This window comes from Arthrobacter sp. 05L421 (assembly GCF_056397785.1).
Map to the genome: position 1 here is coordinate 95,942 of NZ_JBFTOC010000005.1, position 16,640 is coordinate 112,581.

At 66.9% G+C, this 16,640-nt stretch carries 13 protein-coding genes and 1 pseudogene; 5 read left to right on the forward strand and 9 right to left on the reverse strand.

The features are described from left to right. Positions 1–34: 34 nt before the first annotated feature. Entirely contained in the window at positions 35–625 is a 591-nt protein-coding gene (locus AC1DKQ_RS08540; RefSeq protein WP_476918705.1) for a TetR/AcrR family transcriptional regulator, read from the forward strand. A gap of 143 nt (positions 626–768) precedes the next feature. Continuing rightward, positions 769–1,740, forward strand: a complete 972-nt coding sequence (locus AC1DKQ_RS08545; protein ID WP_476918706.1) for an AraC-like ligand-binding domain-containing protein — start codon at positions 769–771, stop codon at positions 1,738–1,740. Between the two features lie 122 nt (positions 1,741–1,862). Here AC1DKQ_RS08545 and AC1DKQ_RS08550 read toward each other — a convergent pair. Further along, positions 1,863–3,339: pseudogene (locus tag AC1DKQ_RS08550) on the reverse strand (APC family permease). A 317-nt stretch (positions 3,340–3,656) separates the two neighbouring features. Between AC1DKQ_RS08550 and AC1DKQ_RS08555 the strand changes: the two are divergent. Next, on the forward strand, positions 3,657–5,066 hold the full coding sequence (locus AC1DKQ_RS08555; RefSeq protein ID WP_476918707.1) for an aldehyde dehydrogenase family protein: 1,410 nt from the start codon (positions 3,657–3,659) through the stop codon (positions 5,064–5,066). Here AC1DKQ_RS08555 and AC1DKQ_RS08560 read toward each other — a convergent pair. The 8 genes from AC1DKQ_RS08560 to AC1DKQ_RS08595 form a co-directional block, all read right to left on the reverse strand. Continuing rightward, complete coding sequence (locus AC1DKQ_RS08560) at positions 5,056–7,236, reverse strand: elongation factor G-like protein EF-G2 (RefSeq protein WP_476918708.1); 2,181 nt, start codon at positions 7,234–7,236, stop codon at positions 5,056–5,058. The two genes, AC1DKQ_RS08555 and AC1DKQ_RS08560, sit on opposite strands and share 11 nt — an antisense overlap. A gap of 91 nt (positions 7,237–7,327) precedes the next feature. Continuing rightward, positions 7,328–7,726, reverse strand: a complete 399-nt coding sequence (locus AC1DKQ_RS08565) for a hypothetical protein (RefSeq protein WP_476885462.1) — start codon at positions 7,724–7,726, stop codon at positions 7,328–7,330. Between the two features lie 369 nt (positions 7,727–8,095). Next, complete coding sequence (locus AC1DKQ_RS08570; RefSeq protein ID WP_476885463.1) at positions 8,096–8,518, reverse strand: heat shock protein transcriptional repressor HspR; 423 nt, start codon at positions 8,516–8,518, stop codon at positions 8,096–8,098. Positions 8,519–8,533: 15 nt separating this feature from the next. Further along, positions 8,534–9,517: a DnaJ C-terminal domain-containing protein gene (locus tag AC1DKQ_RS08575; protein ID WP_476918709.1), complete on the reverse strand. Its 984-nt coding sequence runs from the start codon at positions 9,515–9,517 to the stop codon at positions 8,534–8,536. 138 nt (positions 9,518–9,655) lie between these two features. Next, positions 9,656–10,342, reverse strand: a complete 687-nt coding sequence (locus AC1DKQ_RS08580) for a nucleotide exchange factor GrpE (protein ID WP_476885465.1) — start codon at positions 10,340–10,342, stop codon at positions 9,656–9,658. A gap of 2 nt (positions 10,343–10,344) precedes the next feature. Then, positions 10,345–12,213, reverse strand: coding sequence for a molecular chaperone DnaK (gene dnaK / locus AC1DKQ_RS08585; protein WP_476885466.1), 1,869 nt, complete (start codon positions 12,211–12,213; stop codon positions 10,345–10,347). Positions 12,214–12,535: 322 nt separating this feature from the next. Beyond that, entirely contained in the window at positions 12,536–12,994 is a 459-nt protein-coding gene (locus AC1DKQ_RS08590; protein WP_476918710.1) for a hypothetical protein, read from the reverse strand. Positions 12,995–13,085: 91 nt separating this feature from the next. Continuing rightward, on the reverse strand, positions 13,086–13,886 hold the full coding sequence (locus tag AC1DKQ_RS08595) for a TetR/AcrR family transcriptional regulator (RefSeq protein WP_476918711.1): 801 nt from the start codon (positions 13,884–13,886) through the stop codon (positions 13,086–13,088). A gap of 125 nt (positions 13,887–14,011) precedes the next feature. Between AC1DKQ_RS08595 and AC1DKQ_RS08600 the strand changes: the two genes are divergently transcribed. Both AC1DKQ_RS08600 and AC1DKQ_RS08605 read left to right on the forward strand, forming a co-directional pair. Continuing rightward, positions 14,012–14,974, forward strand: coding sequence for an NAD-dependent epimerase/dehydratase family protein (locus AC1DKQ_RS08600; protein ID WP_476918712.1), 963 nt, complete (start codon positions 14,012–14,014; stop codon positions 14,972–14,974). Between the two features lie 492 nt (positions 14,975–15,466). Next, positions 15,467–16,618, forward strand: a complete 1,152-nt coding sequence (locus AC1DKQ_RS08605) for an NUDIX hydrolase (RefSeq protein WP_476918713.1) — start codon at positions 15,467–15,469, stop codon at positions 16,616–16,618. Positions 16,619–16,640: the final 22 nt, after the last annotated feature.

Genomic DNA, 16,640 nt, shown 5'->3' on the forward strand with positions numbered 1-16,640 from the left:
GAGTCCGACGCAAAATATTTTGGGGAGCTGCCCGGTGCCAAAGATTGTCGACCACGACCAGCGGCGGCTTGAACTCGTCGACGCGACGTGGCGGACCATCGCCCGGCTCGGTATTGAAAGCGCCACCATGCGCGAAATCGCCCTCGAGGCCGGCTTCGCGAACGGGGCCCTCAAGCCGTACTTCCCCACAAAGGATGACCTGTTGACGTTCGCGTTCGGGCACGTCTTCAACCGCACCAACGAACGCATCGCGGAGGTCACCGCCGGGCAGTCCGGACTGGTGGCCCTGAGGTTGTTTTGCGTCGAGGTGCTGCCCCTGGACGAGGAGCGGATCAACGAGGCCCGGATTGTCATTCCCTTCTGGCAGAAGGCCATCAATGATCCCGACAAGGCGCGGATCCACCGGGATTCTATGGAGCAGTGGCTTGCTGCGATCCGTCAGCACCTTGCCGAGGCGCGGCAATCCGGCACCGTCACCACAGTCGTCGCCGACGCCGCGCTGGCCGGACAGTTGCTCAATTTCCTCCTCGGCGCACAGATCGCGGCCGCACTGGCCCCCGAGGGCCAGGTGGAGCTCGGGCTGACCGAGCAGCTGGAAGGGCTCCTGACCCTGCTGGGCTGCTAGGCCCCCGCGCATTCTTTTTTCGCCGGTTGTCGAAAAAAGATGACAGCGGCGGGCCGCGCCGCTACCCTGAAAGGACTGTGTCCCACGGCACAGTCCCCGGAAACGGCACAGTCCCCGAATTACGACGGCGTCAGGATCTTTCGATGACCGCAGTTGCAGCCCGCCCATCCCTCAGTCCCGCAGGGCAGGACGTCCGCACCAGCACGGCGGCCTCGTTCGAGCACTGGAGGCACCTGGTCGCGGAGTCCTTCGTCCCCTTGGCCGCCTCGAGCGCAGATGCGGACAACTTCCGCGGCCGCATGCGGGCACGCAGGCTGGACCGTGTAGCGGTGGTCGAAGTCTCCTCCACCAGCCATGAGGTCCACCGCACGCCGGCACTGATCGCCCAGTCCAGCCAGCGCTATTTCAAGCTCAATCTCCAGCTGCAGGGCACCGGGCTCCTCATCCAGGACAACCGCGAGGCCCTCCTGCGCCCAGGCGACCTCTCCATCTACGACACCAGCCGGCCCTACACGCTCGCGTTCGAGGGGGACGCCCGGCTCATGGTGGTGATGTTCCCCTGGGATGCGCTGTCCCTGCCGCCGGACTGCATCGCGCAGCTTTCGGCCGTGCGGATGGCTTCCGACGGCGGCCTCGCCGCGATCGTCGGGCCGTTCATCGCCCACCTCGCAGAGAACCTGGACGTGCTGAGCGGCCCGAGCGGGTCCCGGCTCGCCACAAATGCCCTCGATCTCGTGTCCACCATGCTGCATTCGGAACTGGACATGTCCCCGGACCGGATGAGGCCGCAGGCCCTCCTGGCGGCCTCGGTCCGCGAATACATCGACGCCAATCTGGCCGATCCGCTGCTCTCGCCCGTTTCCATCGCAGCGGCCCATTTCATTTCCACCCGGCACCTTCACAATGTGTTCCATGAATCCGGGACCACCGTGGCGAGCTGGATCCGGACCCAGCGGCTGGAAGGGGCTCGCCGCGAGCTGCGGGACCCGCTCCTGGCCGGCATGCCGGTAGGGGCAGTGGCCGGGCGTTGGGGCTTCCTGGATGCGGCCCATTTCAGCCGCTCCTTCCGTGATGCCTTCGGTGAGTCCCCCAGCGACTGGCGGCGCGGCGCCTGAGCATGACCCTCCCGGCGGCTGACAGCGCGAGCAGTTTCGACAGCGCCAGCCGGACCGGGGGAGCACAGAGGGCGGCGCCGGATCTGTCCGGCACCGCCCTCGCAACTCCTCAGCCGAGACGACTACCCGGCGAACTCATGCCCTGAGGTCCGGAGCTGCCTCTCCACCCGGATCTCCACCAGCACGCCGGCCGCAAAGACTACTGGGACGGCGATCAGCAGGCCCACGGCCGTTTCAGCACTGCCGCCGATCAACGCGGTGAAGTTGCTGATCACCAGGGACAGAACCCAGCCAAGCAGCAGGGTGGCGAGCACGGGCGCCACCGCAGTCTGCCAGAGCTGTCCGGTCACTTTTTCGCGCCGGAAGTACGCGACGACGGCCAGGGAGCAGAGCATGTACAGCACCAGGAGCGCCGCCACGGCCAGCCCGCTGAACCAGGAAAAGAGTGTCAGGACAGGATCCAGGGACAGCACCGCGAACGGCGCGACGAGCAGGAAAGCGATCACGGTCTGGATCCGGGCGGCGACGGCGGGGGCCTTGTGCCGATTGGTCCGGGCGACGACGCGGGGCATCGACCCGCGCAGGGCCAGCGAATGGAGGTAGCGGTTGATGCCGTTGTGGAAGGCGATGATGCCGGCCAGCAGGGATGTCACGAGCAGGACGCCGGTGACGGTTCCTGCCCATGGCCCGAACAGCTCCACCATCGGCGTCAGCACGAAGGAGGTGGAGTCGCCCGATTCGAGAGCCGCGCCCGCGGCATCTATGACGTGCGAGGGGCCGTAGTAGCTGACCAGCATCCACGAAATGAAGGAGAAAAAGACCGCGATGACCCCCACCGAAAGATACGTGGCACGGGCGACTGTACGGTGGGCGTCCTTGGCCTCGGCCGAGTAGATGGCCGTGGATTCAAAGCCGAACATCGAGGCGACAGCGAACATGATGGCTACCCCCCGGAGCCCCTGCGCCGATCGCCGAGGGAGAGAAGGACGCCGCCAGGCTGATTCCTTCCGGTCCGCCGCCGCGCAACAGCACGGTGAACCCGAACATGAGCAGAATGGCGACCTCCAGGCCCACGAGCACGGCCAGGACCCGCGCCCCGAGTTCGATGTTGAGGGATCCCAGCACCTGCACGCCCGCCATGGTGATCACGGCCAGCAGCCACCAGGGGACCTCAATGCCGGCGGTTCCCAGGACGCCCGAGAACGCCGCGCCGTAGAGCCCGTACATCGCGGCCTGGACCGTGCTGTACGCGAGGAGCGCGAGCCACGCAGCCCCTGCCCCGATCTTCCGCCCAAAGGCGGCGGTGACGTAGGCGTAGAAGGCGCCGTTGGCCTGAATTTTTCGGCTCATCGCGACGAACCCGACGGCGAAGATCACGATGACGATGCCCACCACCAGATATGCCCCGGGCGCCCCGGCACCGTTGCCGAGGGCCGCGGCCAGCGGCGACGCCCCGACGATGCCCGTCAACGGCGCCTGGGCGGACAAGACAAAGAAGAGAATGCCCATGACGCCGACACTGCCGGCGCGCAGCGCGGTGGAGTGCTCCGTGCGGGGACGGGCTTCCGCGGTCCGGGACTCGGAATTTGAAATACTCATCGGATCCTTCTTAACGGTCATGAGTCTGGGAATGGCTGTCTGAGAAATGGAGGTGCTGTGCACCGTGAAATCCAGCATGGCAGGTGACGCCCGTCACTCTCTTGTCGATCCGTGATCGGTTGTTGTTCCCCAGCGCAATGGAACCCAGCGCATATGGAACACAGCGCATATGGAACACAGCGCAATTGGCCCTGCCGATCATTCGCACCGGGTCAACTGCAGTTCGCGCAAAGACAAGACCGCACATCAGGCACCGGAGGACACTCGGACATGTGTCTCAACGACGCAGCGCCTCAACTACTCGATGTGGAGTACCCATGGAAACCTACGACGCCCTCCTCGCCTCAATCACCCCGGTGTCCGGTGAGACCCGCACAATTCTTGACCCGGCCACCGGTGAACCGGTCGGCGAAGCCCCGGTCCACACCGTCGAGGACCTGGAGCAAGCCATCGCCGCCGCGGCCGCCGCGCAGCCGGCTTGGGCTGCCCTGGGCCACGACGCCCGCTCCGCCGCGCTGCTCAGGGCCGCCGACGCCGTCGAACGCTCCGCCGAGGAACTGGCCCGGCTGCTCTCCCGCGAGCAGGGCAAGCCGCTCAACGGCCCGAACGCCCGCTTCGAGGTCGGCGCCTGCGCCGCCTGGCTCCGCGCGGCCGCCGCCACGCCCCTGGCACCCGAAACCGTGGTGGACGACGGCGAAACGTACGCCGAACTGCACTACCGGCCCATCGGCGTCGTCGGCGCGATCGGCCCCTGGAACTGGCCCATGATGATCACCGTCTGGCAGGTTGCTCCCGCCCTGCGGATGGGGAACGCCCTGGTGGTCAAACCCTCCGAATTCACCCCGCTGTCCGTCCTGGCCCTCGTCGAAATCCTCAACCAGGAACTCCCGGAGGGCCTCCTCACGGCGGTCTCCGGCGGCCGCGAGGTCGGCGCCCGGCTGGCCGAACACCCGGCGATCGGCAAGATCATGTTCACCGGCTCCACGGCCACCGGCAAGGCCATCATCAAATCGTCCGCCGACACCGTCAAACGTCTCACCCTGGAGCTCGGCGGCAACGACGCCGGCATCGTCCTGCCCGACGCCGACCCGAAGGCGATCGCCGAGGGCCTGTTCTGGGGCGCGTTCATCAACACCGGCCAGACCTGCGCGGCACTCAAACGCCTCTACGTGCACGACGCCATTTACGACGCCGTCTGCGCTGAACTCACCAGCGTGGCCCGTGCCATGCCTATGGGCAACGGCCTGGACGAGGCCAACGTCCTGGGGCCGCTGCAGAACCGCCAGCAGTACGAGATCGTTGCCCGGCTGGTTGACGCCGCCCGCGACTCCGGGGCCAGGATTCTGCTCGGCGGCAACCCGGACCCGGACCAGCCGGGCCACTTCTACCCCGCCACGCTCGTGGCGGATATCGACAACAGCAACCCGCTTGTCGCCGAGGAACAGTTCGGCCCCGCCCTGCCGATCATCCGCTACAGCACTGTGGACGAGGCGATCACCCTGGCCAACGGGCTCGACGTCGGACTCGGTGCCTCTGTCTGGTCCTCCGACTCCGCACAAGCCCGGAAGGTGGCGGCCCGGATCGAGGCCGGCACCGTCTGGATCAACAAGCACGGCGCGGTGGACCCCCGTGTCCCCTTCGGCGGCGCCAAACAGTCCGGCTACGGCCTCGAATTCGGCGTCGAAGGCCTCAAGGCCCTCGGTGTTCCGCAGGTGATCAACGGCTGATGCCGGCCGGCGCAGCTGTTGCGGGCACGGGTTCGTGCCGCAAATAGCTGCGCCGGAACCGGCCGCTGCCGGCGGTCAGGGCCCGCAACTCCACCGAGTACTTCAACAGTTCCTGGTCCGGAACCTCGGCGCTGATCTCGGTGCCGTCGGCCCCGGCAGAGGTGGTTCCGGTCAGGCGTGCCCTTCTGGAGGACAAGTCGCTCATCACCGCGCCCACGTGATCCTCCGAAACGCTGATGGTCACGGACGAGACCGGTTCCAGGAACTGAATACGGGTTGCGGCCGCCGCTTCCCGGAGGGCCAGCGCGCCGGCAGCCTGGAACGCCGCGTCGGAGGAGTCCACGCTGTGCGTTTTGCCGCCGATCAGGGTGACCTTGATATCCACTACGGGGAACCCGGCGGAGACGCCCTTCTGCATCTGGGCACGCACGCCCTTTTCCACCGAGGTGATGAACGGCCCGGGAATCACCCCGCCCACCGTCTTGTCGACAAACTCGAAACCGGCGCCGCGGTCAAGGGGTTCCACCTCGATGTCGCAGACGGCGTACTGGCCGTGGCCGCCGGATTGCTTTACGTAACGCCCATGCCCGGCCGCCGGCGCGGCAAACGTCTCCCGCAGCGGCGTGATCACCGGGACGGTCTGCAGATTTACGCCCTGGTCCCGCAGCCTGCCCAGGACGACATCGGCGTGCGCCTCCCCCATGCACCACAGGATCAGCTGGTGGGTTTCGGAGTTGCGTTCCACCCGGAGCGTGGGGTCCCCGGCGGTGACCTTCCCCAGATTCCTGGCCAGGGCGTCCTCGTCGCCGTGCGTGGCAGCTTCGATGGCAACCGGCATGAGCGGGTCCGGCATGTCCCAGGGTGCCACCAGCAGCGGCAGGTCCTTGGCCGAAATCGTATCCCCGGTCTCGGCGGTGCCCAGTTTGGTCAGCGCGCAGATATCCCCGGCGACGCAGAACGGCACCGGCCGCAGTCCCGATCCCAGCGGTGAATACAGGTGGGTGACCCGCTCGTCGCTGTCATGGTCCTCGTGGCCGCGGTCCGCCATTCCGCGGCCGCCCACATGGATGGCGGCGTCCTCGCGCACAACGCCGGAGAAGACGCGGACCAGGCAGACGCGGCCGAGGAACGGATCGATCGTCGTGCGAACCACTTCACCGAGCAGCGGGCCCTCGGGATCGCAGGCGAGCGGGCCGGCGGGCACCCCGTCGAGGTCCGTCGCTGCGGGAACGCCGTGCTCCGCCGGCGTCGGAAACGCGCGCACCAGAACCTCGAGCAGCTCCGCCATGCCGAGCCCGGATTCCGCTGACGTCGGCAGCACCGGGTGAAAGGAGCCGCGGGCCACGGCCGTCTCCAAATCGTCGATCAGGACATCGGGGGCGATTGCAACACCGGCGAGGTAGCGGTCCATGAGCGTCTCGTCCTCGCTCTCGGCAATGATCCCTTCGATCAGCGCGTCACGTGCGGTCTCCGCCGCGGCAAGTTCGACGCCGGTGACGGCCCGGGTGGCCGGCGCCGTTTCCGCCGGCCCGTACTCGGACACCGTCCCGGTCAGCAGCCCCAGCAACCCGTTTACGGCACCGTCCGAGCGGACCGGCAGGTAGAGCGGAACGATCGCGTCGCCGAATGCCAACCGGCAGCGGGCGACGGCGGCGTCGAAATCCGCGCGCGGATGGTCCAGACGGCTGATAACCACGGCCCGCGGCATTCCGAGCCGTTGGCATTCGCTCCAGAGCGCAGTTGTCGCAGCGTCGACGTCATCCGTGGCCGAGACGACAAACAGCACCGCATCCGCCGCACGAAGGCCGGCCCGCAGCTCGCCGACGAAATCCGTATAGCCCGGAGTGTCCAGCAGGTTCACCTTGGTCTCCCCCACCGTCACCGGCACCACCGCCAGGGCCACGGAGCGCTTCTGCGCGATGGCGGAGGGGTCCGAGTCGCTCACCGTGGTGCCCTCGGCGATCGAGCCTTTACGGGTGATGGCCCCGGTGGCGGCAAGCATGGCCTCGGTAAGCATTGTTTTTCCGGAACCGGAATGCCCCACGAGGGCCACATTGCGGATCCTGTCCGGCTGCTCCGGCGGCGCGACGCCGTTGGCGTCGGCCCGCCGGAGGTCAGATGTACCCCGGACCGGACCCCTGGACGGGGTCTTGGCGCCCTTCGACGGCATGAGAACCTCCCGGCGTCGCATCCACTCGTGCCCCGCAGGGCCTTGTGTTAAGGATTGGACACCCTGGGACGCCCGGACAGCAAGGGCTTTTTCACGCCGTGGCCGGAGCAACCATGGACCCCGAGGCCGCCCGGTTCCGGAGCCACCGGCCCAGGGCTTTGCCTTTGCCCTTCCACCAGTTGTCCTCGTCGGTGTCATGGTGCCACCGGAAGATCACGGCGACCAGGACAAAGACTCCCGCGCCGACGTCCTGCCAGGAGCCGGAGGCGGCGTCGATGAGCACGCTGAACGCCATGACCAGGATGGAAGGCAGGGCAAGAGTCCGGAACGCGGTGTTGGCCACGTACCGGCGGTGGGACCGCGGGACGGAAACTGCGCGGACGAAGTCGAAGCACAGGCATACGACCACGAGGGTCTGTCCCAGGGACATCAGGACGTGCCCTGTCAGCGAGCCGGCAAACAGGACGGCCGCCTGGAGCCCCGGGCTCACAGTGTGCCCGTCAAGGTCGCCGGCCGCGGTCGGGACCAACCCCGTCGCGGCTGACCAGGCCGCCTCGAATCGGCAATGGACGGATCAAGCTGGGCTGAATCATGCATGCGATGCCCCCCGGCGTCTACGCTGCTTCTGCGCTGGCTCTGCGCCCGGGCTTCCTGTGGGAGCTGTGAGCGTGTCATGCCAGCTTTTTCTGACACTCCAATTCAACGCGCGGCACGGGCCTGAAGTCACGCAAATCAGGTACCCGACTATCGGATTCCCGGTTACCTGTTTACGTTCCGGTGTACTCAGTCCGGTCCTGCGGCTACTTGCCCGGGCATCCAAAGCCAAACCTGATGCTCTTGATTGTCCCTAGTGCCCGCCCTAGTCGATGCCCCGTGGCCGCCAGACCACCAGCGCCTGCGACCGCGCCTGGGGGCGCTTGCCGCGGGCCAGGCTGACGACGTCGCCGGCAGTTCCGGCGGCGAAGATCCGCGAATCGGCACTCTGGCGGCGCCGGCCCAGCTCCTCAGTCAGCTCGCCGACCCGGCGCTGCAGGGCGGCCACCTGGTTCTCCAGCTGCAGGATCCGCTTGATGCCCTCCAGCGAGACCCCCTCCTGGGAGAGCCGCTGGACCTCGCGGAGCATGTTCACATCCCGCTGCGAGTAGCGCCTTGACTTGCCCGGGGCACGGCTGGGCGAGACGATGCCCAGCCGGTCGTACTGGCGCAGTGTCTGCGGGTGCATGTCCGCGAGCTCTGCGGCAACGGAGATGACGAAGATCGGCTGATCGAAGTCGATGGCCATGGCTGGATCCCGTTCCTACAGCCGGGCCTTGGCTGCCAGGCCCGCGCGGACGTCCTCATCGGTGGTCGCCGCGGCGAAAGCCTTCACGGCCTCCTCCGCTTCCTTGTTGAGCCTGCGCGGAACGGCGACGTCGATTGTCACCAGCAGATCGCCGGTGGCTTTGGCGTGCTTGACGCCCCGGCCCTTGACGCGCAGCGTGCGGCCCGAGGGCGTCCCTGCGGGAACCCTGACCTTGACCTTGTCGCCGTCGATTGTCGGAACCTCGATGTCCGCGCCCAGGGCCGCCTCCGGGAAGGAGACCGGAACGTGGATCCGGAGGTTGTCGCCGTCGCGGACGTAGAACTCGTGGGGCTTCACGGTGACGGTGACCATGAGGTCGCCGTTGCCGGCGGCAGCATACTGTCCCTTGCCGCGGACGCGGACCTTTTGTCCGTCCTTGATTCCGGCCGGGATCCGGACGTCGATGACCTCGCCATCCGGTTCACGCAGGCCGATCGTGGTGCCGCGGATTGACCCGGCAAACGAGATCGAGGTGGACGCCGTGCGGTCGGCGCCCTTCTGCGGAGCCCGCTGGAACGGCTGGCCCCCGCCGCCGAACCCGCCGCCGCCGAAGAGATCTGCGAACTCGGGCGGAATGCCGCCGGCCGTGCTGTAACTGCCGGAATGGCGCCCCCCGCCGCCGGTGAAGAGCCCGCCGAAGAGGTCCTCGAAGCCAGCTCCGCCGGGGGCGCCGCCGCTTCCGCCGGGTGCAAAGCGTGCGCCGCCACCCATGGCCCGGATGGCATCGTACTGCTGGCGCTCATCGGGGTCCGAGAGCACGGAATAGGCCTCGGAGATGTCCTTGAACTTCTTCTCCGACGCGACATCACCGGCATTCCTGTCCGGGTGGTGCTGCCGGGCAAGCTTGCGGTAAGCCTTTTTGATGTCGGCGTCGGAAGCGTCCTTGGCGACACCAAGAATCTTGTAGAAGTCCTTGTCCACCCAGTCCTGGCTAGCCAATGGCGTTTCCTTTCAAAATGCAAAGAGGTTAAGGCGAGACTATCGCGTAACGCCGAAGCCGGGTGGCCCAGGATCGCAGATCCTTGGCCACCCGGCGGAGGGGCGGGGCCCCTCATCCGCGAAGGCGTGGAGGCGAAGCTACGCCGGAACCGCCACGATCACCTGGGCCGCGCGGAGGACGCGTTCGCCGGACTTGTAGCCCGCGCGCAGCACCTGGCTGACGGTGTCGATTTCGATGTCCGTGCCGGGCTGCTGGATGAGGGCCTCGTGGATGGTCGGATCGAACTCCACGCCGGTCTCATCGATGCGGACCAGTCCGTACGTCTTCAGCGCAGCCTCCAGTTTGGCGGCGATCGCGGCGAAAGGGCCGTCCGCGAGGTCGCCATGCTGGCGGGCAGCATCGACGTCGTCCAGCACCGGAAGCAGTGAGTTCAGGACGCCGATCACGGCCATCTCCCCCGCCACGGCGCGGTCACGTTCGACGCGCTTGCGGTAGTTGACGTACTCCGCCTGCAGGCGGCGAAGGTCATTCTTGAGCTCCTCCGCCTCAGCGGCACCCACGCCTTGGGCCACGGATTCGTCCGCAGGCACCTCGACGCTGTTGAGGATGTCCTCCGCCTGGGAGAGCGCGTCTCCCGAGTCGGGGTCGGAGTCCGCCGCGGAGGCGGCTGCGCGTTCCTGGTCCGGGTGGCGGGCCTGGCCGGTCTTCGGGTCAACCTTGCGGTTGTCGTGGATGACCGGTTTCTGCGGCTCGTTCTCCTGCTCGTCGCCCTGGCTCCGGCTCTCGGAAGAACCGTGCTCTTCTTCGTTACCGTGGTGCGGCATGATTACTTCTTCTCGTCTTCGTCAACGATTTCGGCGTCGACGATGTCCTCATCGGAGCCCGAGCCGGCTGCCGGCTCGCCTGCGGGGGCATCCTGAGCGCCTGCGTGGCCGTCGGGGGATCCAGCGTGGGCGTAGATGGCTTCGCCGAGCTTGGTCTGGGAAGCCTGCAGCTTCTCAAACGCAGTCTTCACGGCGGCGTCATCGGTGCCCTCGAGGGCCTTCTTGAGGGCGTCGACGTCGGCCTTGACCTCGGTCTTGACCTCTTCGGGCAGCTTGTCGGCGTTGTCCGCGATCAGCTTGTCCACGGAGTAGGCGAGCTGCTCGGCCGTGTTGCGGGTGTCGGTTGCCTCGCGGCGTGCCTTGTCGTCGGCTGCGTGCTCTTCCGCGTCGCGGACCATGCGGTCAATGTCTTCCTTCGACAGCGCGGTGCCGCCGGTGATGGTCATCGACTGTTCCTTGCCGGTGCCCTTGTCCTTCGCCGAAACGTGCACGATGCCGTTGGCATCGATGTCGAAGGTGACCTCGACCTGCGGGACCCCGCGGGGAGCCGGAGCGATGCCGGTCAGCTCGAACGTGCCCAGCGGCTTGTTGTCGCGGGTGAACTCGCGCTCCCCCTGGAAGACCTGGATGGCCACAGACGGCTGGTTGTCATCCGCCGTGGTGAAGGTCTCGCTCCGCTTGGTGGGGATGGCGGTGTTGCGCTCGATCAGGTGCGTCATGATGCCGCCCTTGGTTTCGATGCCAAGGGACAACGGGGTGACGTCGATCAGCAGCACGTCCTTGCGCTCACCCTTGAGGACACCGGCCTGCAGGGCTGCACCGACTGCGACTACCTCATCGGGGTTGACGCCCTTGTTCGGCTCCTTGCCTCCGGCCAGTTCCTTGACGAGGTCGTAGACGGCCGGCATGCGGGTGGAACCGCCGACGAGCACGATGTGGTCGATCTCGGAGAGCTTGATGCCGGCTTCCTTGATGACGTCCTGGAACGGCTTCTTGGTGCGGTCCAGCAGGTCCTTGGTGAGGTCCTGGAACTTGGCGCGGGTCAGCTGCTCGTCCAGGTGGACCGGGCCGTCCGGGGTGACGGACAGGTACTGGAGGGAAACGTTGGTGCTCGAGGAGGAGGAAAGTTCCTTCTTGGCCTGCTCCGCAGCTTCACGCAGACGCTGCAGGGCAATCTTGTCCTTCGTGAGGTCGATGCCCTTGACCTTGAGCTGGTTCAGCAGGTACTCCACGACGCGCTGGTCCCAGTCGTCGCCGCCGAGGTGGTTGTCACCGGCGGTGGCGCGGACCTGGATGGTGGAGAAGTTGTCCTCGTCCTTGCCGACCTCAAGGAGGGAGACGTCGAAGGTGCCGCCGCCGAGGTCGAAGACCAGGATGAGCTCGTCTTCCTTGCCCTTGTCCAGGCCGTAGGCCAGAGCGGCCGCGGTGGGCTCGTTGACGATGCGCAGGACGTTCAGGCCGGCGATTTCTCCGGCCTCCTTGGTGGCCTGGCGCTGGGCGTCATTGAAGTACGCCGGCACGGTGACCACGGCGTCGGTGACCTTTTCGCCAAGGTAGGACTCGGCGTCGTTCTTGAGCTTCATGAGGATACGGGCGGAGATTTCCTGCGCCGTGTACTTCTTGTCGTCAATGGCGACGGTCCAGTCAGTGCCCATGTGGCGCTTGACGGACGCGATGGTGCGGTCAATGTTGTTGACGGCCTGGCGCTTGGCGATCTCGCCGACCAGGACCTCGCCGGACTTGGAGAAGGCAACAACCGACGGCGTGGTGCGGCCACCCTCGGCGTTGGCAATGACGGTGGGCTCGCCACCTTCGAGAACGGAGACGACGGAGTTAGTGGTTCCGAGGTCAATTCCTACTGCACGTGACATGGATTGCTTCCTTACTTTCCTGGGAATCTTGCGGAGATGGCCGCGGACCACAGTGGGATCAACCGCATGGGTCCGACCGTTATTGAGCGATCTAGACTCAACTTTACCCAGACGCGGATATATGTCAACTCAAAGTTGAGCGACATCGACTCAACTTTGCCGCGCGTCCGGCCCGCGGCCGCTCATCGCAGCCTGGATTCCCCGGATTGCAGCCCTTGCAGCCTCTCCCGGGGCGCCGTTTCGCCCTGCGCGAACCTGCGCAGAGACCACACCACAGACCAGCCGGCGCCCGCGCCGGCTGGTCGCCCCGGCTTCCGGCGCGCTAGTCGTCGCCCCGGGCGGCGGCGTCGTCGGCGCCTGCAGGCTCTCCCGGAGCCGGCCGGCCGGTCTGCTGGGGACGGGACGTTCCGGCGGTCCCATAGTCGCCTTCGGGGTACTCCCCCTCCTCGGCAAGTGCAGGCTCACCGGAGACCCCGCCCTCCCCGTAGTTACCCTCGGGATAGTCGCCTTCCACGTCGCCGACGACGGCCGCTCCGGCCACGCCTGCGCTGCCGTAGTCCCCCGCCGCATACTCCCCCTCGACGGCGGTGGGCGGGACTTCGCCTGCCGTGCCGGCGGAGCCGTAGTCGCCCTCGACGTACTGCCCTTCTGGTGCCGCGGCTTCCGCTTCATCCTCGGCGGGACCCGCATCGGCGTTTTGGGACGCCGCTGTTCCGGACACTTTTGCTTCAGACATATTCTCTTCAGGCCTGTTCTCTTCGGGCCTGTTCTCTTCAGACATGGATGGATCCTTCCTGGACGCATCGGGCGCGCCCGTGCGGGCGCAGGGGCAGTCTATCTAGCGCCGCCGCGGGGCAACAGGGGAACCGGGTTCACAGGGAAGCGCCGGCCGGCGGCAGGCCGGCGACGCCTGCCAGCACCGCGAGGTGGTGGCCGAAGAGCTCCTCCCGGGCAGTGAACGTGCCGGCACCGTACTGGCCGAAGACTTCGAAGCTGACGGCGCCGAAGAGGGAGGTCCAGGCCAGCACACCACGGGCCAGGAGGTCGTCCGGCACCGCCAGGCCGAACTCGGTCCGGATCTTCGCCAGATCCGCGGCCAGCCCGGCGGCAACGGCGGGACTCCGCTGGCCTGTCGCGGCAAGCTGCCCGGCCCGGAAGGCGCCGTCGAGGATGCCAATGAGGGCAGTAATCACCCTGGTTCCGGGGCCGGTGGTCCGCTCGGCCGGGGCCTGGTAGCCGGGCACCGGACTGCCAAAAAGCAGGGCGTAGCGGGAGGGTTCGCGCAGCGCCCAGTTCCGCACCGCGCGGCCCAGCGCCGCGAAGCGGCCGCCGAAATCGGCTTCCGGCACCGCCGCGACTTCGGCATCGACTTCATCGCCAAGCTCGTTGTACGCATCGATCAGGAGAAGGGTCAGCAACTCCTCCCGGTTCTCCACGTAGCGATAGACCGCCGAGGAGACGACCCCGAGGTCGCGGGCCACGGCCCGGAGGGACAGCGCGGCAGCCCCGTGCAGCGCCAGGTGCTCCCGGCCCAACCGGACGATATCGGCGACGGTCTGGGCCCGGGCACGCTCGCGCGGGGTGCGGGGCCCGGAAGCTGCGGCCGCAGGAAAACCGTCAGCCCCAGTATGGACGTCAGCGTCACTCCCGGCTTCAATCCTGTCTTCTGGCATGAGCCCAGCATTTCATAAACAAGAGCACTGTCAACAAATGTGAGCACCGCTCTTGACTTGGTCGCACCCGACGTCGCATCCTGATTGGGAGAGCACTGCTCTCACAATTTATTAAGGAGATCGAAATGTCCGAATCCGTTGCCTCCGGGCGCCAACCGTCCAGGCTCTATGCCGTCACAGGGGCCGGCCCGGTGGGCTGGACCGTTGCCGAACAACTGGCCGCTGCGGGCCACCGCGTGCGCATCCTGACGAGGTCCGGAAGCGGCCCGGCCCACCCGCTGGTCGAAAAAGTGTCGATTGATGTGTCGGAGCCTGACCGGCTCGGCGAGGCCTTCCACGGCGCCGCCGCCGTCTTCCACTGCATCCACGCTTCGCGGTACAACGCCGACGTGTGGGCCAGTGAACTGCCCGCCGCCGAGCAGAACGTGCTCGCCGCGGCCGGGGCGGCGGGCGCCGTCGTGGTCTTCCCGGAAAGCCTGTACTCCTACAGCGCACCGGAACGGCCCATGACCGAGGACGGCCCGCGGGATGCGCAGGGCGGCAAGCGCGGCATCCGGACGGCACTCCTGAACGCCCGCGCGGCATCGGCAACGGACACGGTCAGCGTGGTGGCGAGCGACTTCTTCGGCCCCAGGGTCCGCGGAGCACATGCCGGCGAGCGCATGGTGAAGCCGGCACGGGCCGGCAAATCCCTGATGGTGATCGGACGGGCGGACCAGCCGCATTCCTTCACATACGTTCCGGACCTTGCAGCCGCCATGATCGCGGCGGCGGACAGGCCACAGGCGTGGAACCGGGTGTGGCATGCACCCACCGGGGGCGCCCTGACCCAGCGCGAGATCGCGGGCGCATTCGCCACCGCGGCCGGGGTCCGGGCGCCGCGTGTCACTGCGGTCCCCGGCTGGGCGCTGCGGACGATGGGAGTATTTTCCACCGACATGCGGGAACTGGCAGAGACCCTATACCAGTTCCAGCGGCCATTCGTGATGGAATCCGCTGCAAGCCAGGCCGCCCTGGGGCTGGCGCCCACCCCGCTGCGCGAAGCAGCCGCCGCCACCGTCGCCTGGTGGGGGGACCAGGGACGGTGACGGCGGCTGCAACACCACCCGAGCCCGGCGCTGTGGGATTCCATTCGATGGTTGAATGAGGCGATGACTGAGGCAGTGAACTTCTGGGGGATGCATTTCGCGGACTGGGTTTCGTTGGCACCTGCAGCGATAGCTATCTACGCGGTCTACAGCGCATGGCGGGCCCAGCCGGCCTGGTTGATTCTACGCAGGCGCCACGCAGCCTTTAAGCCTCTGGGGGTCACCCGCCGCTCCTCAAAACGCCGAGTTCGGCAAATCATCCACGGCGGGCCAAATGCTCCTGCCGACGAACTCAATTGGCTCAGCACCGATTTCCCGGCCAACGCTTCCGGAGCCCCCCGGGGGACCGGCAAACCCATGCCGATTTCGTTCGCTGCTCCGGCCGCGGAGTTGATCAGCTTGTCCCAGGCTTATTCGGCATATGCCGCGGATCTTCAGCGCGGGTCGTTTCTCGGGACGACCTCGGTTCCTGTCATTGAACGTGAAACCGACATGGCCCTTATGACGTCACGGCTCCTGGCTGAGGCTGCAGCGGGTGGCGGTTACGGCGTCGAACGGAAATCCCGCCATGTCCGGATCAACTCACCGGCGATTGGCCGGGAGCTGGACTGGTGGCAATTGCCGGACACCAAGACGGGCACTCTCGCCTACGACACGTTCGTCAGCTATCGCCGGCACCGACTCAGACCGGTGTACGAAATTCCGCAGAATGCGGCGCCCACACCGCCTGCACCGCTGGAACTGGCGGGGCTGGAAATAGAAGACCTCGCCGCTTCCGAGGCCGAGAAACGGTTCCTCCGGGAGAAATTCGAAACGCAGCATTCATTCGATGGTGTCCTGCCCCGGCTGGTCGGCTGGCGGACAGAGAGAGATAGCGGCAACGGAAGGCTCCGACTCCACCTCGCAATGGCCGAGACAACTTACGGCGCCGTGTTGCTCGATCACTATCCCCAGACGCTTGCGGCGGCCGACGGGACTCGTCCGGGGGCAACATCCGACTCCGTGGACCGCGAAGTCCAAGGAATGCAGGCACAGCTCCTGACCCTTTCCGCCATTGTCGTTACAACCGACCGTATGATGCTGTTCGCCGGCAGATCAAAACTTGCCGGCTCACATCCCGAGCAATTTGGATCCGCGGTGAACGGGAATTTGGAGCTTAGGCGCCGCAAGGGAATTCAGGGGGACAGCGATGAGTTCGGCCTGCCGGACCCACGGCGCGCTCTGGCTCGAGAATCCTCGGAAGAGCTCGGTTTGCAGTTGGATCCTGACAGGATCCACCCCCTAGGCATTGGCCGGTTCAGCGTCGAGGACAAGGAGCGCGGAACCCACGTATTCCTAGCCCTCGCCCAGCCGTCTCTCACAGCGGAGGAGATTGTTGCCGGCGTCCGGAACGCCGACCCGATGGAAGGCCGCTGGGAACTCGGAGGCGAGTTCTTGGCGGCCCCGCTGCCGACTGACCAGGAAAGGGTGAACGCCGTGCTCTCCTGGCTGCTGCACGATCCCACGCTCACGCCCCACGCGGTGCTTGCCGGAATCGCCACCGTGGCCCGGTTCTTCCACGTCACCCCTGAACTGCTTCAGCAGGCGGCAGCTTCGCGGCAGGACACCAGCTACGTCCCCCTCAAGATCCGGCTCAATCACTGACCCACAGCCGGCTACGACGAGA